Annotated in this window: 19 protein-coding genes; 11 read left to right on the forward strand and 8 right to left on the reverse strand. The window is 72.8% G+C overall.

The annotated features are described in order from the left end of the window. The first annotated feature begins 4 nt into the window (after window positions 1–4). The 5 genes from E0504_RS35195 to E0504_RS35215 all read left to right on the forward strand — a co-directional run bounded on the left by E0504_RS35195 (window position 5) and on the right by E0504_RS35215 (window position 4,288). Complete coding sequence (locus E0504_RS35195) at window positions 5–301, forward strand: hypothetical protein (RefSeq protein ID WP_112105187.1); 297 nt, start codon at window positions 5–7, stop codon at window positions 299–301. Window positions 302–505: 204 nt separating this feature from the next. Further along, on the forward strand, window positions 506–1,720 hold the full coding sequence (locus tag E0504_RS35200) for an amidohydrolase family protein (protein ID WP_112105188.1): 1,215 nt from the start codon (window positions 506–508) through the stop codon (window positions 1,718–1,720). 147 nt (window positions 1,721–1,867) lie between these two features. Next, the gene (locus E0504_RS35205; RefSeq protein WP_235013722.1) at window positions 1,868–2,308 is read left to right on the forward strand and encodes a Zn-ribbon domain-containing OB-fold protein; all 441 of its coding nucleotides are present in this window, start codon (window positions 1,868–1,870) and stop codon (window positions 2,306–2,308) included. Further along, on the forward strand, window positions 2,305–3,489 hold the full coding sequence (locus E0504_RS35210; protein WP_112105189.1) for a lipid-transfer protein: 1,185 nt from the start codon (window positions 2,305–2,307) through the stop codon (window positions 3,487–3,489). Before E0504_RS35205 ends, E0504_RS35210 begins: the two co-directional genes overlap by 4 nt. A gap of 25 nt (window positions 3,490–3,514) precedes the next feature. Further along, window positions 3,515–4,288, forward strand: a complete 774-nt coding sequence (locus tag E0504_RS35215; protein ID WP_131626672.1) for an SDR family oxidoreductase — start codon at window positions 3,515–3,517, stop codon at window positions 4,286–4,288. Between the two features lie 12 nt (window positions 4,289–4,300). On the opposite strand, the gene E0504_RS35220 is transcribed toward E0504_RS35215, so the two are convergent. Next, window positions 4,301–4,717 carry a helix-turn-helix domain-containing protein gene (locus E0504_RS35220; RefSeq protein ID WP_131626673.1) on the reverse strand — a complete coding sequence of 139 codons (417 nt, stop codon included), beginning with the start codon at window positions 4,715–4,717 and terminating at the stop codon, window positions 4,301–4,303. A gap of 61 nt (window positions 4,718–4,778) precedes the next feature. On the opposite strand from E0504_RS35220, the gene E0504_RS35225 reads away from it, so the two are divergent. Further along, window positions 4,779–5,540 (forward strand): NAD(P)H-binding protein, encoded by a 762-nt coding sequence (locus tag E0504_RS35225; protein ID WP_235013723.1) that lies wholly within the window; start codon window positions 4,779–4,781, stop codon window positions 5,538–5,540. A gap of 74 nt (window positions 5,541–5,614) precedes the next feature. Here E0504_RS35225 and E0504_RS35230 read toward each other — a convergent pair whose 3' ends face one another. Further along, a complete protein-coding gene (locus E0504_RS35230) occupies window positions 5,615–6,802 on the reverse strand; it encodes a hypothetical protein (RefSeq protein WP_112105193.1) in 1,188 nt (395 codons plus the stop codon). A 1,263-nt stretch (window positions 6,803–8,065) separates the two neighbouring features. Here E0504_RS35230 and E0504_RS35235 point away from each other — a divergent pair. The 3 genes from E0504_RS35235 to E0504_RS35245 all read left to right on the forward strand — a co-directional run bounded on the left by E0504_RS35235 (window position 8,066) and on the right by E0504_RS35245 (window position 11,017). Then, a complete protein-coding gene (locus tag E0504_RS35235) occupies window positions 8,066–8,599 on the forward strand; it encodes a peptidase inhibitor family I36 protein (RefSeq protein ID WP_112105194.1) in 534 nt (177 codons plus the stop codon). A 140-nt stretch (window positions 8,600–8,739) separates the two neighbouring features. After that, the gene (locus E0504_RS35240) at window positions 8,740–9,723 is read left to right on the forward strand and encodes a hypothetical protein (RefSeq protein WP_131626674.1); all 984 of its coding nucleotides are present in this window, start codon (window positions 8,740–8,742) and stop codon (window positions 9,721–9,723) included. 175 nt (window positions 9,724–9,898) lie between these two features. Continuing rightward, window positions 9,899–11,017: a S8 family peptidase gene (locus E0504_RS35245; RefSeq protein ID WP_243657765.1), complete on the forward strand. Its 1,119-nt coding sequence runs from the start codon at window positions 9,899–9,901 to the stop codon at window positions 11,015–11,017. Between the two features lie 110 nt (window positions 11,018–11,127). On the opposite strand, the gene E0504_RS35250 is transcribed toward E0504_RS35245, so the two are convergent. The 4 genes from E0504_RS35250 to E0504_RS35265 all read right to left on the reverse strand — a co-directional run bounded on the left by E0504_RS35250 (window position 11,128) and on the right by E0504_RS35265 (window position 17,146). Continuing rightward, the gene (locus E0504_RS35250) at window positions 11,128–12,165 is read right to left on the reverse strand and encodes an ADP-ribosylglycohydrolase family protein (RefSeq protein WP_131626676.1); all 1,038 of its coding nucleotides are present in this window, start codon (window positions 12,163–12,165) and stop codon (window positions 11,128–11,130) included. A 176-nt stretch (window positions 12,166–12,341) separates the two neighbouring features. Beyond that, a complete protein-coding gene (locus E0504_RS35255) occupies window positions 12,342–12,782 on the reverse strand; it encodes a carboxymuconolactone decarboxylase family protein (protein ID WP_112104558.1) in 441 nt (146 codons plus the stop codon). Window positions 12,783–12,949: 167 nt separating this feature from the next. After that, complete coding sequence (locus E0504_RS35260; protein ID WP_131626677.1) at window positions 12,950–15,028, reverse strand: serine/threonine protein kinase; 2,079 nt, start codon at window positions 15,026–15,028, stop codon at window positions 12,950–12,952. 228 nt (window positions 15,029–15,256) lie between these two features. After that, window positions 15,257–17,146: a protein kinase gene (locus E0504_RS35265; protein WP_112104985.1), complete on the reverse strand. Its 1,890-nt coding sequence runs from the start codon at window positions 17,144–17,146 to the stop codon at window positions 15,257–15,259. 397 nt (window positions 17,147–17,543) lie between these two features. Between E0504_RS35265 and lat the strand changes: the two genes are divergently transcribed. Together lat and E0504_RS35275 are read left to right on the forward strand one after the other, a co-directional pair. Further along, entirely contained in the window at window positions 17,544–18,992 is a 1,449-nt protein-coding gene (gene lat, locus E0504_RS35270) for an L-lysine 6-transaminase (protein ID WP_235013671.1), read from the forward strand. Next, window positions 18,989–20,590 carry an aldehyde dehydrogenase family protein gene (locus E0504_RS35275; RefSeq protein WP_112104986.1) on the forward strand — a complete coding sequence of 534 codons (1,602 nt, stop codon included), beginning with the start codon at window positions 18,989–18,991 and terminating at the stop codon, window positions 20,588–20,590. The genes lat and E0504_RS35275 overlap by 4 nt, the downstream gene beginning before the upstream one ends. 231 nt (window positions 20,591–20,821) lie before the next feature. Here E0504_RS35275 and E0504_RS35280 read toward each other — a convergent pair whose 3' ends face one another. Both E0504_RS35280 and E0504_RS35285 read right to left on the reverse strand, forming a co-directional pair. After that, window positions 20,822–21,367 (reverse strand): NUDIX domain-containing protein, encoded by a 546-nt coding sequence (locus E0504_RS35280; RefSeq protein WP_243657766.1) that lies wholly within the window; start codon window positions 21,365–21,367, stop codon window positions 20,822–20,824. 63 nt (window positions 21,368–21,430) lie between these two features. Further along, window positions 21,431–22,927 (reverse strand): cyclopropane-fatty-acyl-phospholipid synthase family protein, encoded by a 1,497-nt coding sequence (locus E0504_RS35285; RefSeq protein ID WP_112104987.1) that lies wholly within the window; start codon window positions 22,925–22,927, stop codon window positions 21,431–21,433. Between the last annotated feature and the right edge of the window lie 39 nt (window positions 22,928–22,966).

The following is a 22,966-nucleotide window of genomic DNA, read 5'->3' on the forward strand; positions in this document are numbered from 1 at the left end:
CACGATGCGGGGTTTCCTCACGAGTGATTATCTCGACCGCACGAAGCAGGCCCACACCGAAGTCGCCGGATGGCTCCGTGACGGCAGCCTGACCCTTGACCAGACGATTGTCGACGGGCTGGAGAACGCCCCACAGGCCTTCATCGCTTCAGGCACGGCCGGTGGAGGTATGTCCGGTGGAGGGGCGCCCGACGGGCTGGTCGAGGACCGCGGCGACCTGACCTCGCCGCGAAGGACACTGCAGGTCGCGGCCTCGGCATTCGTGGTGCGGGAGGCGCCGGGCAAGCCGTCCACGCCTTGACTTGCGTAGTGAGTATGTGCTTACTTTTGACTTGGCGTCGCGGCCCCACAGAGGTGAGTTCCGGCGGGAGGAGGATCGCCGAGCGCGCGGCCGAGTTCCTCCGCCTGGTGCGGGCGAGGTCCGCACCATCCTGTCCGTTCCGGTGTCCAGTTTTCGCGCGCCGCGAGGCGTGGGTGGGCGACGTACTGAGTGGGGAGCCTTCTCGTGAGTATCCAGCAACCCGAAACTCGTCCGGATCTCGGTTACCCGCTGATCGACGCCGACAATCACTACTATGAGCCGTACGACTGTTTTACCCGCCTGATCGAACCGGCCTTCGCTGACCGCGCCATCAACGTGCGGGTCGACGCCAGGGGCCGCGGCAAGCTCTACTTCGGCGACCGGCAGTTCCGTTTCATGCGGGTGATCCAGACCGACTACATCGGCGCGCCGGGATCGCTGCGCCAGATGCTGGACGACCCCGACAGCAAGGACGGCTTCGTCCACCGCGAGATCATCCGCGGCTGGGACCACCCCGACATGATGCAGCGCGACGCGCGCATAGCGAAGATGGACGAGCAGGGCGTCCAGGCGGGCCTGATGCTCGGCACGGCGATGCTGCAGGCCGAGAACGAGCTGCACGACGACGTCCCCGCGCTCTACGCGAACATCCGCGCCTACAACCGCTGGCTGGACGAGGAGTGGGGCTTCAACCGGGACGACCGGATCATCACCGCGCCGATGATCTCCCTGGTGGACGCCGAGCTGGCCACCGCCGAGATCGAGCGGGTCATCGCCGCCGGCGCCCGCGCCGTCGTCATGAAGCCCGGTCCGCTGTGGGGCCGATCCCCGGCCGACCCCGTGTACGACGGGTTCTGGTCGCGGTTGCAGGAGGCGGACGTCAAGCTCGTCTTCCACAGCACCGACCCGCGCTACCTGGCCACGCTCGGCGTGCAGTTCGGCGAGTCGCCGACGCCGCCCCTGCAGGGCCAGACGCCGTTCCAGTGGTACCTCGTCTCCGGCAGGCCGGTCGCCGACACACTCGCGTCCTACGTCCTGAACAACCTGTTCGGACGGTTCCCGCGGCTGACCGTCGTCGCGCTCGAGTGTGGCGTCAACTGGGTCGTCCCGCTGCTGCACGACGTCGACCACGCCGCGCACATGGGCCGTAAGGGGCACTGGCCGGGCGGTGAGGTGGTCGGCCGGCCGAGCGAGATCCTCCTGGAGCACCTCTACGTCTCGCCGTTCTACGAGGAGGACGTGGTCGGCCTGGTCAGGGCGATCGGCCCGGAGCGTGTGCTCTTCGGGTCCGACTACCCGCACCCGGAGGGGGTCCTGTGGCCGGTGGAGTTCGCGGCCAAGCTGGACGGCCTCGACGAGCGTTCGGTGCGCATGATCATGCGCGGTAACGCCGCGCGCCTGCTCGGCATCGAGGACTGATCCCGGCCGGCGCGAAACCCGGCCGGCGCGAAACCCGACCGGGGTGCAGTCCGGCCGGTACACAGTCCGTCTGGCATGCAGTCCGTCCGGGGTGCAGTCCGTCCGGGGTGCAACCCGTCCGGAATGAGAAGGGAGCGAGCGGAAACGGTGACCGAAGCTGTCAACCGGCCGGCCGGCATGCCCGACCCTGTCGTGGCCCCGGTCAACGAGGGGATGTGGCGGGCGGCCGCGGCCGGGCGCCTCGACGTCCAGCGGTGTGCGTCCTGCGGCGCGCACCGCTACCCGCCCACCGACGGCTGCTACCGCTGCAGCTCACCGGAGTGGGAGTGGTCGACGGTGCCCGGCACCGGCACCGTGTACTCCTACATCTGGGTGCCCGACCGGACGCGGGCGGCCGAGCCGCGACCGGCCGTCTACAACGTCGCCGTCGTCACGCTGGACGGCACCGAGGGAGATCCCGTGCGGATCCTCAGCAACGTCGTCGACGCCTGGACCCAGGACGACCTCCAGGTCGGGCAGCGGGTCGGGCTCGCGCCGGTGACCTTCGGCGACGGCCTGGCCCTGCCCTGCTTCCGGACGCTGGCATGAGCGGCGGGTTCATCCGGGACGCCGCGTGCATCGTCGGGATCGGTCACTCACAGTACGGAACCCGCGGCTCGCTGGCGGCGCTCGGCCTGACCCGCATCGCCTTCGACGCCGTCCACGACGCCTGCGCCGACGCCGGGCTCGACGTCAGGGACATCGACGGGTTCGCCGGCTACTGCGACGACCCGACCCTGCCCGCCGACCTGGCCGTAGCGCTCGGCACCCGGGAGCTGCGGTACGCCGGCATGACCTGGGGCGGTCGCGGCTCGGGGCTGCCCGGCGCGGTGGCGGGCGCCTACGCCGCGGTCGCCACCGGACTGGCCGACCACGTCGTGGTCGTGCGCTCGATCATCCAGCAGGCGCGGCTGGGGCAGTCGGTGGCCGCCGGTGTGCAGCCGGGGCAGGCGATTGGGCTGTCGGCGTCCTACACCTCGCCGTTCGGCATGGCGCTGCCGGCCGCGATCTACGCGATGAAGGCCCGCCGGCACATGACGCTGCACGGCACGACGACCGAGCAGTTCGCGCAGGTCGCCATCAACGCCCGGCGCAACGCGGCGAACAACCCCGACGCGCGTTTCCGCACGGAGATCACCGTCGAGGATCACCACGCCTCCCGGCTGATCTGTGACCCGCTGCGGCTGCTGGACTGCTGCATGGAGTCCGACGGCGCCGCCGCCGTGATCGTCACGACGCCCGAGCGTGCCCGGGACCTGCGCCAGCCACCCGTGCGCCTCCGCGCGGTCGCGGCGACCGGCGAGTACAAGTGGGCCACCGCGTCGTTCAACACCGTCGACGAGGATTTCGTCAGCACCGGGCACCGCCGAGCCGCCCGCGATCTCTACCAGCGGGCGGGTCTGGGCCCCGAGGACGTCGACGTCGCACTGATCTACGACGGGTTCACGCCGTCGGTGATCATGAGCCTCGAGGATTTCGGCTTCTGCGGTATCGGCGAGGGCGGCCCGTTCGTCGAAGGGGGCGCCATCCGGCGGGAGGGCAGCATTCCCGTCAACACCCACGGCGGGAATCTCGCCGAGGTCTATCTGCAGGGCATCACCCACCTGCTCGAAGGCGTCCGGCAACTGCGCGGGACGGCCGTCAACCAGGTGGCCGGCGCCGACGTCGCCCTCTACGCTTCCGGGGTCGGCGCCTCGCCGGGCGGCGGGGTGCTGCTCCGCCGCTGGTGAGCGGCGCCCATCCGGAAGGAGAATCATGAGCTTGTTGGAGAAGTACGGACCCTGGGCTCTGGTGGTCGGCGGCTCGGAGGGAATCGGCGAAGGCTATGCCCGCAAGCTCGCTGCCCAGGGATTCAATCTGGTTCTCACGGCGCGCAAGCCGGGCCCGCTGAACGCCCTCGCCGACGACCTGCGTGAAGCCGGTACGGAGGTACGGGTCTTATCCGTCGACCTGAGCCGGCCGGACGCCCTCGAGCAGACGCGGACCGTGACCGACGACATCGAGATCGGCCTGCTCATCTACAACGCCGGGGCCAACAGCGTCCGCGGGGACCTCGTCGAGCTGGATCCGGAGGTCTACCGGGCGGTCATCGCCGTCAACGTCCTCGGCCAGACCGAGTTCGCCCGGCACTACGGCGGCCTCATGCGCGGGCGGAAGCGCGGGGGAATCATCCTGTCCGGATCGAGCGCCGGTTACATGGGCGCGCCGTCGCTCGCCGCCTACTGCGGCTCGAAGGCCTTCAGTCGCATCTTCAGCGAGGCGCTGTGGATTGAGTGCGAGAAGTACGGAGTCGATGTGCTCCACTTCTGCGTCGGCTTCACGGCCACTCCCGCGATGGCCCGGCTGGGGTACCCACTGGACGCCGCTCAGCCCGCCGACGAGGCCGCGCAGGAGGCCCTGGACAATCTCGCGAACGGCCCGGTGTGGATCGCCGGCGGGCAGCGGTCCGTCGAGAACGCGATCAACCGGTCCAGAGTCGACGACCGAGCCGAAGCCGTTCGGACCTTCGCCACCCCGGGAAGATTCTAGGAAGGGAAGCCTCTAGGAAGAACTGACGGAGCCTGGGTGCGAGACGGTGCCGTGACCGCGGAGAAGCAGGTCGTCGTGGTGCCGGCGGGCGGCCAGGAGGTCGTCGAGGTTGTCCCGGGCCCAGCTCCGGGCCGCGTCGACCAGTTGCAGCAGCGACCGGCCGAGGGCGGTCAGCCGGTACTCGACCCGGGGCGGGTTCTCGTCGAAGGCGTTTCTGCTCACCAGGCCGTCGCGTTCCATCGCGCGGAGGGTTTCGGTCAGGACCTTCGCGCTCACCGAGCCGAGGATCTGCCTGAGCTCGGTGAACCGCCGCGGCCGCGCCTCGAGACACAGGACGACCATCGCGGTCCACTTGTCGCCGATCCGCACCGGGAATGCGCTCATCGGGCAGGCCGGATCGAACGTCGGGGCTTCGGCCGCGTTCTCCATTCGGCCAAGGGTAGCCGGTCACGTTGCGGTAACCGGCCCATCGTCCCCTAGTTTCTCCACCATGACAGGAACACAGCCCGCCGGGACGGGACCCCGGCCACCTGCTCAACTGCGCGCTGCCGTGCTCGGTGCCGGTGGCCGAGCCGGACGAGCCGTCAGCCGGGAGCTCGTCATCCGGGGACATCGAGTGACCGGGGTGGTGCGGGACATCCGTCGACACTCCTCACTCGGAGACCTCGGGGTCGACGTGGCAGAGGCGGATGCCACCCGCGGCGCCGACCTCGTCGAGATTCTGCGCGAGGCCGATGTCGTCATAGTCGCCGTGACGCCCTTTTCGGCGCCGCCGCCTTCGTTCGACGATTTTGACGAGGCATTTTACGAACATGTCGTGGCCGGGGTCGTCGGCGCCGCGCGGGGGTCGCCGGCGACCCGGCTGATCACGGTCGGGCTGTTCGCCACGCTGACCATGGCCGACGGGAGCACGGTCATGGACGACCCGGCGGTCTTCCCGCCACGGCTTCTGCCGTTCGCACGGGCCCACGCCCGCGAGCTGCCCGCGCTACGCCGCCTCGCGTCGGCGCACGACTGGTTGGTCGTCACCCCACCCGCGGGGCTGCGGGCCGATGGCGTCGATGACACGGCGGGCTACGCGCTCGTCGAACCGCCCGTCGACCACCGCGTGTTCGAAGGGGTGCTCGGGTACGGCCAGCTGGCGCGGGCCGTGGCGGATCAGTCCGAGACCCCGACCCTGCACCGGACCCAGGTGGCCGTTCTGCCCGCGCCGAGCACAGCCGTGGACGAGGCGGGCACCGGAATCGGGTGACCGCGGGCCGTGGCGCGAACGGGCGGCCGCCGGACGCCGGGACGGTGGGATGCCACCGCCCCGGCGTACCCGGATCAGGACCTCGTGTACGGCCCCGTCCAGAGTTCCTTGTAGCGCTGTGCGGCCGCCTGGTGGTAGTCGTAGCCGCATTCCTTGTCGTGCAGGGTGAACTTGCAGCTGTAGGCCTTCGAGCCGTCGAAGTAGGACTCGTAGGCCAGCCCGGTCGGCGACGCGGCGGCGTTGGTGAACACCGTGCGCATCTGCGTGATGAACGCCGGGTCGGTCGAGCCCCAGTCCTGGTCGTTGACGCCCCACTCGGGCACTGCCAGCGGGACGCCCTTCTCGGCGACCCAGGCCGCCCAGGCGCCGATGCCCAGCGGTTCGCCGTGCGGCCCGCGCTTGTCCGGGTCGCGCAGCTGGCCGTTGTCACTGATCGCGTAGAAGTCCGGCCCCGCGGCGTCGACGTACTGCGCGCCCGGCCAGAACTCGGTGACGTCGACGTCCTGGTTGGAGCTCTCGGCGTTGGGGTTCCACACCAGCTTGAAGTCCGGCGAGATGGACTTCACCACGTCGTGCCAGCGGATCCAGCAGGCCTTGAACGCCTCGGCGTCGCCCGGCTGCACACTCCAGTGGTACCAGTTTCCGTTGAACTCCCAGCCGAGCCTGATGAAGGCGTTCTTGGACGGCCAGTACTCGACGAGCTTGTTCATGAGCGTCGAGATCTGGTCCTCGGTCGCGCAGTCCTTCACGTTCTGGTCGCCGGCGAACATCGGCTGGGCGAGGCTGAGCTCACCCGGCCAGGCGGCGTCGGTGAAATACTGCTTGACCGTGTAGAGACCGTTCATCGACCCCCAGGTCGTGACGCCGGTCGCCGGGTCCTTGGCGTCGTTCCAGGTCTCGGAGATCTGGACCGGCCAGCCGCGCCACGAGGCCCATTCATCGTGGTCGGCGTAGCCGGTACCGCTCAGTGCGGCCGCGGCGGGAGTCCCGCCGCCTCCGCCGGGCGCCGGGCTGGTGCCCGGCGTCGCCCCGGCGGTGGGAGTGGCACCCGCGGTGGGCGGCGTGCTCGGGCCGGGCGTGCCGGCGGGAGCGGTGCTGGTCGGGGCGGTGCTGGGCGGAACCGTGCTCGTCGGCGCGGCGGTGACCGAGGCGGTCGCGCTCGGTACCGGGCCGGCGCCGCCGCCCGAGCCCTGGGCCGGAAGGCAGGCGGACAGCCCCACCGCGGCGGCCGCGACAACGAGCGCGGCTCGCGCGGGCAGCACGGCCCTGTTTCTGGCCGCTGGTTTCGCCCGCCGGTTTTTCTTCACTGTTGACAGCATTGTCGATTCGTCTCCTCAGACGTTCGGGTATGTCCCCCTCCCCATCCCGTCTGCAATTAACGGCGCCGGTCGCCGGCTTCTCCAAGGCCATCTGTCCGGACGCAGGGCGACCGTAGGAAAACGGTCGTCGGGTTGTCAACGACCGGGAGTTGGGTAACGCCGTGACCGTTGCGGCGACAACATCGCGCGCCGTGTGGCACATCGGCGGCGCCGGCCGGAATTGTGGCCCCGTCGTTTTCGGGGTGGTGTCCGCGGTCGGCGGTCGGCGGGTCACGGGGCGTCCCGGACCGGCTGCGGGGAGCGGACATCCCCGGTGGCGCACGTGGTCCGGGGGTGCCCGTGCGGCGGTGCCCGACGGGCCGGGTGCGACGCCGGTTGATCTACCGGTCGGTAGCGATGCCACTGTTCGAACCGCCAGCGGTGTCAGGTTCGCGACCGGCACCTTCGGGTCATGTCTTTCGTCCCTTTCCTACCCTTGTGGCCCCTCTTGGTCTCTCCGGCTCTCGGTGCCGCGGCGCCTGGGTGGCCGTCGCCGCACCGGAGCGGCGGGCTGGGCGCCTTCGGTGGTCGCCACCGCACCGCGGTGGCGGGCCGGGTTCCACGGTCGGCGGCGGGCCGCGCGTGCGGCCGGCGGGCCCGGGTGCGGCGATCGCCCCGTTGCGATGGCCGGCGGGGTGGGCCGCCGTCGGCGAGAACACTGGGAGCCACGCGGCGGCTGGTGTCGCGGCCACGACAGGTCGCCGCGTGGCGCCGGGCGTCGAGGCGTTTCTCCGCCGCGGCCGGGGCCTCGAATGCGTGCCGTAACCCGGGCACGTCGCCCCGAATCGCCAAACGTATCCGGACTTTCCTTCTGTTTCGGCCGGACGTGTGCGACACGTGTGCGACGGTGACATTCCGCCGGCCATTGCCGTCGACACGCGCCAGGTGGGCGTCCTGGACACCGACCGCCTCGCCCTCATATTTTCGTCGCGCATACGGGTTCTACTTATCCGGGCGGTGGTTTACGGTCGAAACGTGATCCGGCGGCAGGCGCGAAATGTGTCCGTCAGGTGGCGATTCGAGTCGTTGTCGATCTCGCGGTCAGGTCGGAGGGACACCCGGCCACATGATGCGTGAACGATTTCGATCAACTTTCCGGAGAGTGATCCAGATGCCGTCGCGGGAGCGGCACGCACGAACCGACCCAACTACGCAAGGAGCTTCTTCATGAACAGAACAGCCATTCGTCGCGGCATGGCCATCGCGTTCGGCGGGGCCTTCATGGCCGGAATGGTCGCGGTCGGGCAGCCGGCCGGCGCGGCCACCGGCCCCGTCACCAGCCCGAAGGTCGACGCGCCCGCGCCGGCGAGCGTCTCGAGCGTCGGGGCGGCCTCGACCAAGGCCACCCGTAACAGCACCGGGGGTGTCGGTGCCGCGCACCTGGACGGCGCCTGCAACCTGTACAGCAACGGCGACGGCGACCTCTGCCTGTGGTACTACCAGAACTACTCGGGCAGCCACGCGGACTTCTTCTTCGCGGACAGCAACCTCAACAACAACAAGTTCAACTCGCCCGGTGCCGGCCAGGGCGCCTATGTGGGCAACAACTCGGAGTCCGTCTGGAACTACGACCGCCACCTGACCGCCCGGGTCTACACCGGCGTGAACTACACCGGTACCAACGGAACCATTGCCCCGAACAGCGGGGGAAACTTCACCAGCACGTTCCGCAACAACGTCGAGTCGTTCCAGTGGATCTGAGCCGGACCAACGGCTGATCCGTCCTGATTTCACCGCTCCCGCCGACGGGACGCTGTGCGGAGCCGGTCCCCGTCACCGGTGACGGGGACCGGCTCCGGGTCCGTCGGCCGGAGTCCGGTGGTGGAACGAGAGGAGACTCGATGCCCCCCAGGGCGGGCCGCCACCGGTGCCCTGCTCCCCGCGGGTGGCTCGATGCCCGGTGGCCGCGGCGCGCCGCGCGCTGCCTGCTGGCATCCGCGCTGGTGCCGGCGGCGCTCGGCGCCGGCTGCGGTGCCGCGCCACCGCAGCCGGCGGCCACGGTGTCGGCGACAAGCCCGCCGGCGCTGCTCGACGGCGCCGCGCTGCACCTTCCGCTCGACCGCTACCTGCTCGGGCCGCAAGAGTCCGAAGCGGTCGCGCGGTCCTACCGGATCCTGCTCGCCGAGTGCATGCACCGGTTCGGGCTGCCCAGCCCGCAGCGGTCCGGCGCGGTGGACGGACCGGCCACGCTGAACGAGCGCCGTTACGGCATCACCGACCTGGAACAGGCCAGGGCGACCGGATTCCGGGTGTCGGAGCCCGGTCCCGACTCCGGTGCCGATCCCGAGTCCGGCCCGTCGAAGCCCGGGGGACCGGCGGGATCGGCGGGACCGGTCGATCCCCGGACGCTGGAGGTGCTCACCGGGACCGGCGGCGGGACGGTCGCGGGCCAGGCCGTGCCGGACGGCGGCTGCTCCGGTGAGGCGCAGCGCCGGTTGACCGCGGGCGCACCGCCGGTCGAGGACATGTACCTCGCCCAGCGGCTCGCCCAGGACAGCTATGTCGACTCCGGACGTGACCCCCGGGTACGCGCGGCGCTGCGGGCCTGGTCGGGGTGCATGCACGGCCATCATTTCGACTACCCGACGCCGCTGGCGGCCGCCGGCGACCCGCGTTTCCGCAGCGGGCCGGTGTCGGCGGCGGAGATCACCGTCGCGACCACGGACATCGCCTGTAAGCGGCAGACCAATCTGGTCGGCGTCTGGTTCGCCGTCGAGTCGGAGATCCAGCGCCCCGAGGTCGCCGCGAATCGGGAGCCGCTGGAGCGCATCAGGCGCACCAACGAGATCCAGCTGAAGGTCGCGCGGAGCCTCGGACTCGGTTAGCCCTGCCAGCCCGAGGAAGTCAGCGAAAGCGAACCGAAGTTCGGCTTCCAACCATCAAACGGAATCATGCGCGACGAGGCCGGATATCCTCCGGCCGGGTTAGGAGAAGTACGCAGCAGTGAAGAGACATCTACGCCGGGCCGCGGCTACCTGCGGATTCATCGGCGCAGTGGCGATGATTCAGTTAACTGCTCCGGGTGCCGCGTCCGCGGCGCCGCCCGACCTCACCGGCCGTTACATCGTGGTGCTGAAATCCGCGCCCTCGGCGGCCGCCTCCGCGGCGGCCGCGACCCGGGCCCGGGATCTCGGTGCCCAGGTGACCCGCGAGTTCCAGTACACGCTGAACGGGTACTCCGCGCAGCTCGACCCGGCTCAGCTTGCCGCCGTCCGGGCGGATCCCGAGGTCGCCTACGTGGAACCCGACCAGGTGGTGCGGGCCGATACCGAGCAGCGAACGGCAGACTGGGGCCTGGACCGCATCGACCAGCGCAAGCTCCCACTGAACCGGGCGTACACGTACGCCTCGACCGGCGCCAGGGTCACCGCCTACATTGTCGACACCGGTATCCGCACCAGCCACCGGGACTTCGGTGGCCGCGCCTCCGGCGGTTTCTCCGTCATCGATGACGGTTACGGAACCGAGGACTGCAACGGCCACGGCACGCACGTCGCCGGAACGACCGGGGGAACGGCGCACGGCGTCGCCAAGTCGGTGCGGCTCGTCTCGGTGCGTGTTCTGGACTGCGCCGCGTTCGGCACCGTCAGCGGCGTCATAGCCGGCGTCGAATGGGTCACCGCCCATCACGGCAGTGGCCCCGCCGTGGTGAACATGAGCCTGACCGGCGGCGCGTCGCGGGCGTTCGACCAGGCGGTGCGGCAGTCGATCGCCTCCGGCCTGGTGTACTCGGTGGCCGCGGGAAACAGCAACGACGACGCCTGCGCCATCTCGCCCGCGCGGGTGCCCCGGGCGATCACCGTCGGGGCGACGACGACCGCCGACAGCCGGGACACCACGTACTCCAACTTCGGCTCCTGCGTGGACGTCTTCGCTCCGGGGACCGGGATCACCTCGGACTGGAACACCTCCGACACCGCCACCAACACCATCAGCGGGACGTCGATGGCGACCCCGCACGTCACCGGTGTGGCGGCGCTCTACCTGCAGCAGCATCCCGGCGCCGGGCCCAACAAGGTGCGCGACGCGATCGTGGACACCGCGACCCGCGGCGCGCTGACCAACATCGGCGCCGGCTCGCCGAACCTGCTGCTCTACTCACGCGGGTCGGGCTTCTGACCCATCAAGATAGTCAACAATGTTGACGTTCCGCCTCAGGCAAAAACAATCTTGAAAACCTGAGACAGCCCAGTGCAAGGCCGGGCTCGGCGGGGGAGACGCGCTTCGCGTCAGCCCGCCGGGCCCGGCTCGCGCAGTGTGGCCAGGCCGTCCGCGAGGACGTCGATCGTGCCCCGGGGCGGGAGCAGGGCACGTGAGCTCCAGGGGAGTTCCGCGCGGATCTCCTCGGGCGTGTGGCGGCCCCCCAGGATTCCGCCGGTGAGGGCGGCGACCGTGTCGGTGTCCCCGCCGAGACCGATCGCGGCCGTCAGCGCCGCGCCGAGCGTCGGCCGCGTCGCCACGCAGTGCAACACGGCGCCGAGGGTCTCCACCGGGTCGAGGCTGACCCCGGCCGGCGGTGGTGCCCACCGTCCCCGCTCGATCGCCCTCACCAGAGCGGAAAGCGACTGAACCGCGTCGACCCCTGCCAGCGCGGCGGGCCCGGCCAGCGCGTCGGTTCCTGCCACTGCGTCGGACGCTGCCGGCGAGGCGATCCCGGCCAGCGCGTCGGCCTCCGCCGCCGCCACGGCCAGCAGCATCGGCCCGTCCACGCCCTCGACCGCCCAGGATGCGCAGGCGGCGGCGACGGCCGCCGCGGCCTGCGCGACCGGGTCGGGGTGGGTGATCGTCGACAGCGCGCGCACCCACTGACGGCGCCGTTCCGTCGCCTCCGGCGCGGTCGCCCAGCCGATCGGCAGCGCCCGCATGAGGGCGCCGTTGGTACGGCCGCCCCGCGCCGGTGGCCTCCCGTGTGCGCGGAAATGGTCGATCGCGGCGATCGTGCTCGGGCCCAGCCCGTAGATCGACGCCGCCCGGTCGGCCAGCGTCCCCATCAGCGCGGCCGGATCACCCGCGCCGCCGTGGGTGGTCAGGTGCTCCGCGACGAGCAGAGTCAGCGCGGTGTCGTCGGAGGTGCTGCCGCGCTCCCACCGCCCGCGGGCCGGGATGTCCGCGGCCCGCCGGAGGTCGACGTCCCGCGGTGCGCTCCCCTCCCACGGGAGCCCGAAGGCGTCGCCGCACGCGTACGCCGTCAGCGCCCCCGCGATCCGCCCCGCCGCGGACGCCGCGCCAGCCGGCCCCCCCGCGAATGTCTGGCCCCTGGACGTCACGACACCCTCCCCCGGCCAGCCATCCCGACGCCCCCGGATGCCCCGACGCAGTCCGGGGCGATGCGCGGCGGCTGAGTGTCACTATGGACTCGCTCAGGCCGCCACGGTTCACCGTTCTCGCGATCCGCCTCGCCGTCCGCGGCCGGCCCGACCGCGGCCGGCGAGGCCGCGGACGGTCAGACCGTCGCGGGAGGCTGGGTGCGGGTCGAGATCGCGACGCGGTTCCAGACGTTGATCGTCGCGATGGCGACCACCAGGTTCGCCGCCTCCTCCTCGCTCCAGACCTTCGTCGCGCCGTTCCACACGTCGTCGGGGACGCCGTCCTGGCCGAGCCGGGTGACGGCGTCGGTCAGTGCGAGCGCCGCCCGCTCCTTCTCGCTGAAGAAGGGCGACTCGTGCCAGGCGGCGACCGCGAACAGCCGCCGGCTCGACTCGCCGGCGGCGAGCGCGTCGCGGCTGTGCATGTCCACGCAGAACGCGCAGCCGTTAAGGATCGACGCGCGCAGCTTCACCAGTTCCAGCACGGTCCCGTCGACGGTCGACCGGACGTACTTCTCCAGGCCCATCACCGCCTTGTAGGCGTTCGGTACGACGCTCGCCATGTCCATGCGCTGCATGGTGACCTCCTCGTCATCGTGCGTGCCGTGGGATGGTTCCACCTCGACGACGACGTCCCGGGGCGCACCGTGACACCGTCTCGATGTGCTCCCGATCACATGATCGGGGCTGCGTCGGGGCGCCGCCAGCGGGCGGGCCGGGGCGTCGGCGTCGGCGGGGCGTCCTGTCAGCAGGGCTCGGGCGTGGCGGTGGCGACAACACCCTCCGGCCGGGCTCCGGCGGCGCACGGTGTCGCCGAGAGCGACGGGTCGGGCGTCGGCGGGGCGGAGGCGTCGCCGGTGGGGGAGACGGCGTGCGTCGGTGTCGCCTGCGCCGACGGGTCGGTCTGGACGCCCGCCGTCGGCTCCGGGCCGGCCGGGATGCCGGCCTGGGTCGGCGGCGCGCTGCCCTGCCCCGGCTCGGCACGGCCGGTACGCGCGACGGTGGTCGGCGCGACCACGGTGGGCCGGGAGGTGGTGGCGGGCGGGGTGGTGGCGGTGACGCCCCGCTGCGACGGGCCCGGGGACGGGCGGCTCGGGCCGCTCTCCGCCCGGGAGGCGTCCGACGCGGTGAGCAGGACGACCACGCCGACGACGAGCCCGAAGGCGACGACGGCCGCGACCATGGCGGCACGGTCCCGCCGGCCGGATGCCGCCAGCAGGCTCAGCCACGCCCGCGGGTCGGGCGGCCAGGCCCCCGGCTCCGCCCTGGCGCCACCTGGGTGGTCCGGCTCGCGGTCGCGGCCGGTCGGCTGGTCGCCGGCACCGGCCCGGGTACCGGCGCCGCCGGCGGCGCTACCGGTACTGGTACCGGTCCCTCCGGCCCCGGTGGCGGCGGGGGCCTGGGCGGTCAGCAACGGCCCTGTCACCTCCGCCGCGTTGAACGCCGACACCGAGGCCACGGTGGCGGTCCGGCGCGGCCGGATCGACGGGTCGGTGGTCTCGTTCCGGTTGTCGGCCAGCGCCGACAACCGCGGCACGGGCACGGTGCCGAGGGAGGAGTCCCCACCCGGGGGCTCCTCCCAGGAACCGGGGTCCGCGCGGGTCGCCAGTGGCTGGGTGGGCCGGTCGACGGCGCGGAACTTCGCCGGGCCGTCCCCCTGGCCGCCGGCCGGCCCCCCGGGCCCGCGCGTCGCCGTCCGCCGGATGCCGGCGGCGGGCCCGCCCGGGTCGGCGGCGCCGGCCACCGCGCCGGCCGCGGCCGCGATCCGTCCGGCACGTTCTCCGCGCTCGCCCCGCTCCCCGCGCGCCGTCTGCGTCGCCCGTTCGTCCCGGTCCGGTCGCTCGTCCCGGTCCGGTCGCTCGGCCCGGTCCGGTCGCTCGGCCCGCTCGGCGGCCGGTCGCTCATCCCGGCCGGAGTGGGCGGGGTGGTGCGCGAGTGACGCGGGCGGTTCCCACTGCCACGGGGTGAGCGCGTTCGCCGCCGCCCGGGCGGGATCAGGGGAGCCGCCGCGCGAGCCGGGTTCGGTGACCAGCGTCCGGACCAGCTCCGCCGCGCTCGGGCGGGCCTCGGGCCGGCGGGCCAGCGCCGCCCGCACGGCGGCCAGCAGGTCCGGCGGGACGCCGTCGAGGTCGGGCTGCTCGTCGCGGCGCAGCACGGTCAGCACGTCGGCCGGCTCGGCGCCGCCGAAGGGCGGGTGCCCGGTCGCCGCGTAGGTGACGCAGGCACCCCAGGCGAACACGTCGGCCGCCGGGGTCGCGCGCTCGCCGCGCAGCTGCTCGGGCGCCATCCAGGCGGGGGTGCCGACGAGGATGCCGGTGCGGGTGTGGGTCGGGGTGCCGCTGGCCCGGGCGATGCCGAAGTCGATCACCTTCGGCCCGTCCCAGGCGAGCAGGATGTTGGACGGCTTGAGATCGCGGTGCACCACGCCGACCGCGTGGATGGCGACGAGGGCGTCGGCGAGGCCCACCCCGAAGCCGTGCAGCAGCCGCTGCTCGAGCGGGCCGTGCCGGATCACCGCGTCGGCGAGGCTGGTGCCCTCGACGTACTCGACGGCCATCCAGGGCGAGGTCGCGTCGGGGTCGGCGTCGACGACCGCGGCGACGGCGCGGCCGCGGACCCGGCGGGCGGCCTCGACCTCGCGCCGGAACCGGGCGCGGAACTCGGGGTCGCCGGCGAGGCCCTCGGCGGGCACCTTGACGGCCGCGGCGCGGCCCTCGGCGGTGAACCCGAGGTACACCGAGCCCATCCCGCCGGCGCCGATCCTGTTGTGGATCTCGAACGGGCCGATGCGCCGGGGGTCACCCGCCGCCAGCGGTGTCAGCACCGTGCCCCCTCGTTACCGGCCCGGCCGGGCCGCTGCGTCGATCCTGCCGTGGGCGTCGTCCGCCCCCTGTCCGTGATGTCATGAGCGCGCTGCTTTCGCCCGACTGTGTCGGGCGTCCCACAATGCCAACTCCCGTGCCCGAATCGCGGTAGGCCCGTCCGGGTGCGTCCGTTGTGCCCGTCACACTCGCCCGGTTGGGGGGTGGGTCGCCGGTTCTCGATGGCCACGTCAGCGGTGGTCGTCCACCGTCGGATCATCGGACGGGATGGGGTCGAGGGCCACGAAATCCGTGCCGTTCCAGCGGAAACGCACCGACGTCGTCCCCGTGGGTGTCGTTCCGTTCGCGACGTAGGTCTGGTAGGTCACCGTCGCGTCGGTGTTCGTCCTGACCTCCACCGTGATGGCGTTGCTCGGCGCTTTGGTGTCGGTGCCCTGGTACTCGCCGTCGGCGAAGACGAACGCCGTCTGGCGCTGCCGGCCGTCATCCCCCTGCCTGGTGCCGCGGACGAGGTTGAGCATCCGGTCCGGGTCGTAGGAGCCCATGTCGGGGGTGTAGCCATGCTCGCGGACGACCCCGGCCGCCTCGTCGGCGCTCATCACCCGCCGTGGCGTCGAGGTGGATGTCGGCCCGCTCCCGGGTGTGGTCGGTGGCGCTGTGGTGGCGCCCGAGCCGGGGCTCGTCGGGTTCGTGACCGGCCCGGTCGGCCCGGCCGAGGTGGTGGGCCCGCCGTTGGGGGCGGTGGTCGGGCCGCTCAGGGTGGAGGTCACGTCCGGCCCCGTGGACGGGCCGGCCTGGCCGCCGTCCCCATCGCTGCCCGACAGCAGCAGGGCTCCCGCGGTGACGCCACCGACGACGAGCAGCACCGCCAGGGCGGCGAGCACGGCCACGGGCATCCCGCGACGGCCGTGATCGGGCCGTCCGCCGCCGTCCGGACGTCCTGCTCCGGGCGGTCCCGTGCCCGGCCCGCCGAAGCCGGGCCAGCCACCGCCCGACTGGCCGGAGTCGGCCCAGCCGCGCGGGCCGGAGTCCGGACCGCGGTAGCCGGCGTCCGGCGGGCCGGGGTTCGGCCGGTGGCCGGGCTGGAGCTGCGCTCCGCCCGGGTACCCGTCGTGGGGACGGGCGCCCCGGTAGGAGTCGCTGGGAGGTGGGCCGCCCCGTGGACCGGCACCGTGTGGATCGGCGTCCCGGGGATGACTGCCCGCCGGCGGGTGCCCGCGCAGCGGCGTGGCGCCCTCGGGCGGGGTCGGCGGCAGGTTCCACCACCGGCTCATCAGGAGCCCGGTCGCCGCGTCCGAGTCGGCCGGGCCGCTGACCGGCCGACCGAGCAGCCCGCCGAGGATCTCGGCGGCGCTGGGCCGCGCGGCCGGCTCCTTGCGCAGCGCGGCGCGCACGTGCGGCTCGATGGTCGGTGGCAGGCGTTCCAGCACCGGCTCGCCGGTGAGGATCTGCAGGCCGACGGCCTCGGCCCGGTCGCCGCGGAACGCCGGCTGCCCGGCCGCCGCGAACGCGACGCACGCCCCCCATGCGAAGACGTCGGCGGCCGGCCCGGCCCGGTCGCCGCGCAGCTGCTCGGGCGCCATCCAGGTCAGGGTGCCGATGAGGCTGCCGGCCCGGGTGTGCGAGGTGTTGTTCTCGGCCCGGGCGATGCCGAAGTCGATGACGCGGGGCCCGTCCCAGGCCAGCAGGATGTTGGACGGTTTGAGATCACGGTGCACCACCCCGGCGGCGTGGATGGCGACCAGGGCGTCGGCCAGACCGACGGCGAGCCCGGTGAGCAGGCGCTCGTCGAACGGGCCCCGGGTCGCGACCGCGTCGGTGAGGTTGCGGCCCTCGACGTACTCGGTGGCCATCCACGGGCGCGTTCCGGTGAGGTCGGCGTCGATGACGGCGGCTACGGCGTTGCCGCGCACCCGGCGGGCGGCGTCCACCTCCTGGCGGAAGCGGGCGCGGAACTCGGGGTCGTCCACCAGCCCCGCTGAGGGAACCTTGATCGCGGCCGGCTTGCCGTCGTCGGAGAAGCCGAGGTAGACGATGCCCATGCCGCCCGCGCCGATGCGGTTGGCCAGCCGGTACGGACCGATCCGCTGCGGGTCGTCCGTGGTCAGGGGCGTCAGCACCGCGTCCTGGATACCTCCTCGTGCGGGGGCGCCCGTGCGGCGCTCGGTGGTGGCCCGCCTGGTGCGTCCGGTGACGCTGGACGTTCCAGGTGGAACCTGTCGGGGACGCCGGAACGCGACCGGTCGGACTTTTCCGGTGATCCCAGAAGGGGATGTTCCCAGAAGGCGGGGTCGACGCACCACGCCAGGTGCCTGTATTGGTGTCTGATCTGTCCTGGTAGGAGATGATTCGTGTGGCGCGATGGGGTGGCGGGCGGCCGGGTGCCGGCGGCCCGCGGGGCCGGGCCGTCCATGATCGGATCGCGGTTCCGCTCGGTAACCGCGACCCTGGTGCCCTGACGCGGACGTCCTCGTGGGACGGCCGCGCGGTGCTGGAAGGAGGCCGGCCGTGGCCGTCATGAGTGTCGCGGGCCGCCCGGGCGGGGGGAGCCGTGCCCGGGCCGAGCCGGCCGACGTGATCCCGATGTTGTCCCGACACGTCCTCACCGACGGGTACGACGTCGTCTGCGACCTGACGGCCAGCACCGGCAGCACGATCGTCGACGCCCGTACCGGGACGCGCTACCTCGACCTCTACAGCTTCTTCGCCTCCGCGCCGCTCGGGATCAACCCGCCGGCCCTGCTGGGCGACCCGGAGTTCCTCACCGAGCTCGCCCGGGCGGCCGTCAACAAGCCGGCGAACCCCGACATGGCGACCGCCGCCTACGCCGAGTTCGTCGAGACCTTCGCGCGGGTGCTGGGCGACCCGGAGCTGCCGCACCTGTTCTTCGTCGAGGGCGGGTCGGCGGCCGTCGAGAACGCCCTCAAGTGCGCGTTCGACTGGAAGAGCCGGCACAACGAGGCACACGGGCGGCCCGCCGAGCTCGGCGGGCGGGTGCTGCACCTGCGGTCGGCGTTCCACGGCCGCGGCGGGTACACCCTCTCGGTGACCAACACCGAGCCGGTCAAGACCGCGCGCTTCCCGGTCTTCGACTGGCCCCGGGTCGACTGCCCGGCGGTGACCTTCCCCTGCACCGGCGCGGCGCTGGACGCGGTGGTCGCCGCCGAGCGGCGCGCGCTCGCGCAGGCCGAGGAGGCGTTCGCCCGCCACCGCCACGACATCGCCTGCTTCCTCGCCGAGCCGATCCAGGCCGAGGGCGGGGACAACCACCTCCGCGGCGAGTTCCTGCGCGCGATGGCGGCGCTGTGCGAGCGCCACGACGCGCTGTTCGTCGTCGACGAGGTGCAGACCGGGGTGGGCCTGACCGGCTCCGCCTGGGCGCACACCCAGCTCGGCCTGCGCCCCGACGTCGTCGCGTTCGGCAAGAAGGTCCAGCTCGGCGGGGTGATGGCCGGGCGGCGGGTGGACGAGGTCGCCGACAACGTCTTCCGGCTGCCCGGCCGGATCAGCTCCACCTGGGGCGGTGGGCTCGTCGACATGGTGCGTTCCCGGCGAATGCTGGAGATCATGGAGTCGGAGCGGCTGTTCGACCGGGCCGCCGTCCTGGGCTCCGATCTGCTGGCCGGACTCGAGGAGCTGGCCCGCCGCCACCCCCGCCTGCTGAGCAACGCCCGCGGCCGTGGGTTGATGTGCGCCGTGGACCTGCCCGACCGTGCCCTGCGCGACGAGGTCGTCCGGCTGCTGCGGGAACGCGAGCACGTCCTGCTGCTGCCGGCGGGGGAGCGGGCGCTGCGCTTCCGTCCGGCGCTCACCATCGGCGCAGAGGAGCTCGCCGCCGGGGTGCGTGCCCTCGACCGGGTGCTCACCCACCTCGTTTCGCCGGAGTCCCTCGTTCCGGCGGAGCCCGAGGCTGCTGAGAAGGCCTCGCCGCCGGTCACCGCCACGCAGGAGAAAGGACCGCTATGACGCTCGTTCATCCACGCCGGGTGGCGGCGGTGATCGGCGGCCGCCAGCACGACCTGTACGCCGCGGCCGGCCCGGCGGGCATCGCCCCGGAGACCGCGCGCGTCGTCAGCTCGACGAACCCGGCCCGCCTGAGCGACGTCGTCGCCGAGGTCGTGCTGGACGGGGCGGAGGCCATCGTCGCGGCCGCGGCCGCCGCCCGCGCCGCCCAGCGGGAGTGGGCCGACGTCCCGGCGCCGGTGCGCGGCGAGGTCGTCGGCGCCTTCGGACGGCTCGTCGAGGACAACGCGGAGACACTGGCCCGGCTGGTCACCCGGGAGGTCGGCAAGCCGCTGGCGGAGGCGCGCGGGGAGGTCCGCGAGATCATCGACACCTGCGCGCTGTTCCGCGGCGAGGGCCGGCGCCCGCACGGCCAGACGGTGCCCTCCGAGATGCCCGACCGGGAGCTGTTCACCTACCGTGAGCCGCTCGGCGTGGTCATGGTGATCACCGCCGGCAACTTCCCGGTGGCGGTGCCGTCCTGGTATCTGGTGCCGGCGCTGCTGACCGGCAACGCGGTGGTGTGGAAGCCCGCCGAGTACGCCGCCGCCTGCGCCGCGGCCCTGATGGACCTGCTGACCGCCGCCGGCGTTCCGCCCGGGGTGGCGAACCTCGTCCTCGCCGACGGCCCGGCCACCTCGCTCGGCCTCGAACGCGCCCTGGACGCCGGCCTCGTCGACAAGGTCGGCTTCACCGGCTCGACGGCCGTCGGCCGTTTCGTCGGCGCGCTCTGCGGCCGGCACCTGCAGTCGCCCTGCCTGGAGCTGGGCGGCAAGAACCCGATGGTCGTGGCCCCCGACGCCGACCTGGACGCCGCCGTCGCCGCCGCGCTGTTCGCCGGGTTCGGGACGGCCGGCCAGCGGTGCACCTCGCTGGGCACGGTGATCGCGCACGAGTCGGTGCACGACGCGTTCCGGCGCCGGCTGGCCGCGGCCGTCAGCGGCGCCGTGCTCGGCGACCCGACCCGGGACGTCCTCTACGGCCCGCTGCTCGACGCGCGGTTCGCCGCCGGGTTCGAGGATCATCTGGCGTGCGTCCGCGACCACCACGAGCCGTTCGGGTCCACCGCGCTCGGCCGGATCGGCCCGGCCAGCCCGCGGCGCGGGTTCGTCGGCGACCCCGAGCCCGGCCTCTACTACCACCCGGTCGTCGTCGACCGGGTACGCCCCGACGACGAGCTGTTCACCGCGGAGACCTTCGGCCCGATCGTCGGGCTGACCACCTACCGCCACCTGGAGGAGGCCGTCGAGCTCGCGAACCTGCCCGGCTACGGGCTGTCCTCGTCGATCTTCACCGGGGACCCGGTGACCGTCCGGCGCTTCCGGCGCGGGGTGCGCGCCGGAATGGTCAGCGTGAACACCTCCACCTCCGGCGCCGAGGCGCACCTGCCCTTCGGCGGCAACGGGCGCTCCGGCAACGGCGCCCGTCAGTCCGGCCAGTGGGTCCTCGACCAGGTGACCCGCTGGCAGTCCCTGACCTGGGAACTCTCCGGCCGCCTCCAAAAGGCCCAGATGGACGTCTCCGTCCCCCCGGCCGACCTCGGCTTCCGCCTGCCGCGCTGACGCCTCGAAGCGATGAGTATCAGGCCAGCGTGGTCGCTATGCACAGCGTCGAGGAACCGCGGCGGCTGAGTGACAGCCTGGACTCACTGAACGGCCACACATCGCCCGGCGGCGGAGCTGGCCGTGTACAAGAGCTGGATTGCGCATGATCGTTGGTGGTTCCGCGGGGGGCGCGGATGGCATCGCCTGCAGGAAATGTGCGCGGTGGGCCTGGCGGTGGCCGGCGGGCGGTCAGGGCGTTGCTGGACGGTTCCGATGTTCCTGATACCGGTACATCGCTTCTCGCCCTCCGGGCGCGAAGCGCGGTCGGTTGACGACTGCGTCTGTCTCGGCACTGGTCAGCCAGCCGTGCCAGGAAATCTCCTCGGGGTCCGGGGCCAGGGGGTGGTTCACCACCAGAGCCTCGTGCACTCCCATCCAAACGGGACCGGTGGCATCCCGGTGGAAGAACTTGAACATGAAGCGGACGGGCAGGCGCAGGCCCAGCTCCTCGGTCAGCTCTCTGGCGGCCGCGTCCTCGTAGGACTCACCCACCCCAACCGCGCCGCCGACCAGCACGTCGTAGTGTCCGGGGAACCGGGTCAGGCGCTCGGATCTCCGCAGTACCAGGATCCGGCCCGCTCCATCGCGGCAGATCGTCGCGGCGATGCGGTGCGGCAGACTCTGACGCACCGCATCGCCGCGGGTGACTACTCCAAGCACGTGGTCCTGCCCGTCGACGTGCTCGACCAGTTCGCTCACGGTGGCACGATCCCAGTCCGGGCCGACGGGGCACACCGGGGGATCCTCGGATCCTTGTCGTCCGACCTCCCAGACGGGGTCAGTAGGACGCCCAGTCGGTCAGTAGGACGGCCTCAGCGGCTGGTGCGAGGCCCCGGAGTCGGGGCGCACGCCGAGGACCTGGTGGATCTGCGACCGGCCGGCCTCGAAGCTGAGCGCGGAGCCGGCCATGTACAGCCGCCACACCCGGGCCCGGCCCGCCCCGACCAGCGCGACCGCCTCGTCCCACCGGTTCTCCAGGTTGGTGACCCACGCCCGCAGCGTCAGCGCGTAGTGCTCGCGCAGGTTCTCCACGTGGCGCACCTCGAAGCCGCCGCCCTGCATCAGCGTGACGAGCGCGCCGATCTCGTGCAGCTCCCCGTCGGGGAAGACGTAGCGGTGCAGGAAGTCGGCATCGCGGGGCAGTGGGAGCGGACCGAGTCGCGGCCGGCCGCGGGCGGCCCCGACCGGGTCGCCCGGGAAGGAGATGCCGTGGTTGAGCAGCCGCCCGCCCGGCCGGAGCAGGTGGAACAGGTTGTCGAAGTAGATCGGCAGCTTCGCCCGGCCGACGTGCTCGACCATGCCCACCGAGCTGATCGCGTCGAACGGGCCGTCGGTGATCTCCCGGTAGTCCTGCAGGCGGATCTCGATCCTGTCTTCCAGGCCCGCCTCGGTGACCCGGCGGCGTGCCTCGGCCGCCTGCTCCGCGGAGATCGTGATCCCCACCGCCTGGACACCGTGGTGGTGCGCGGCATGTAGCGCCATGCTGCCCCAGCCGCAGCCGATGTCCAGCAGCCGCTCGCCGGGCCGCAGACCGAGCTTGCGGCAGACCAGCTCGTGCTTGGCTGTCTGCGCGGCGGTCAGTCTGGTGGCCGGTGAGTCCCAGACCGCGCACGAGTAGGTCATGGACGGCCCGAGGACCAGCCGGTAGAAGTCGTTCGAGACGTCGTAGTGGTGGGAGATCGCGGCGGCGTCGCGGGAACGGCTGTGCTGCCGGCCGCGCCTACGCATCCGGGCCTCCTCCGGAGGCGGCTGCGGCGGCCGCGGGCCGAACTGGCGGACGAGCACCGCCAGCGCCCGCACCGCCGCCGGGGACGGCCGCAGCCGCGCGATCCGCTCCCGCAGCGCCAGCGCGGCGAAGACGTCCCCGTCGATCTCGACGTCGCCGGCCACGTAGGCGCGGGCGAACCCCAGCTCGCCGGGGTGGAACAGCGCCCGTCGCAGCGCGTGCGGCGAGCGGATGACCACCTTCGTCGAGGTGTCGGGCCCGAGGATGAACCCGTCCCACATCTCGACGCGGACTTCCGGGTCGGGCCCGAACAGGTCGAGCAGCAGGTCCCGGCCGGCCCGGTCGACCTCGGACGGCCAGTCGAAGCCCGCGGGCCGGGTCGTCAGGGGGCTCCACTGCCGAGGCGGCCCCGCGTTGGCCGTCAGCGGCGGCGCTGAGGGCCGGTCCGGCCGTGTCGCGGCGGCGGGCTGGTGATCGAGCGCGGGCTGGTCGAGGGCGGGCTGGTCGAGCGCGGATTGGTCGAGCGCGGATTGGTCGGGTTCTGTGTCGACGGGACGATCGACCGTCACATTCTCCTCCGGTCCCGGGATACCGGGTCCGCCTGCCGG

This window comes from Parafrankia sp. BMG5.11 (assembly GCF_004337455.1).

Bases quoted from the DNA above. Each gene is read 5' to 3' on its own strand.
- E0504_RS35235 (WP_112105194.1), top strand. From the start codon at position 8,066: ATGAACAGAACAGCCATTCGTCGCGGCATGGCCATCGCGTTCGGCGGG.
- E0504_RS35215 (WP_131626672.1), top strand. From the start codon at position 3,515: ATGAGCTTGTTGGAGAAGTACGGACCCTGGGCTCTGGTGGTCGGCGGC.
- lat (WP_235013671.1), top strand. From the start codon at position 17,544: ATGAGTGTCGCGGGCCGCCCGGGCGGGGGGAGCCGTGCCCGGGCCGAG.
- E0504_RS35275 (WP_112104986.1), top strand. From the start codon at position 18,989: ATGACGCTCGTTCATCCACGCCGGGTGGCGGCGGTGATCGGCGGCCGC.
- E0504_RS35240 (WP_131626674.1), top strand. From the start codon at position 8,740: ATGCCCCCCAGGGCGGGCCGCCACCGGTGCCCTGCTCCCCGCGGGTGG.
- E0504_RS35210 (WP_112105189.1), top strand. From the start codon at position 2,305: ATGAGCGGCGGGTTCATCCGGGACGCCGCGTGCATCGTCGGGATCGGT.
- E0504_RS35195 (WP_112105187.1), top strand. From the start codon at position 5: ATGCGGGGTTTCCTCACGAGTGATTATCTCGACCGCACGAAGCAGGCC.
- E0504_RS35220 (WP_131626673.1), bottom strand. From the start codon at position 4,717: ATGGAGAACGCGGCCGAAGCCCCGACGTTCGATCCGGCCTGCCCGATG.
- E0504_RS35225 (WP_235013723.1), top strand. From the start codon at position 4,779: ATGACAGGAACACAGCCCGCCGGGACGGGACCCCGGCCACCTGCTCAA.
- E0504_RS35245 (WP_243657765.1), top strand. From the start codon at position 9,899: ATGATTCAGTTAACTGCTCCGGGTGCCGCGTCCGCGGCGCCGCCCGAC.
- E0504_RS35255 (WP_112104558.1), bottom strand. From the start codon at position 12,782: ATGCAGCGCATGGACATGGCGAGCGTCGTACCGAACGCCTACAAGGCG.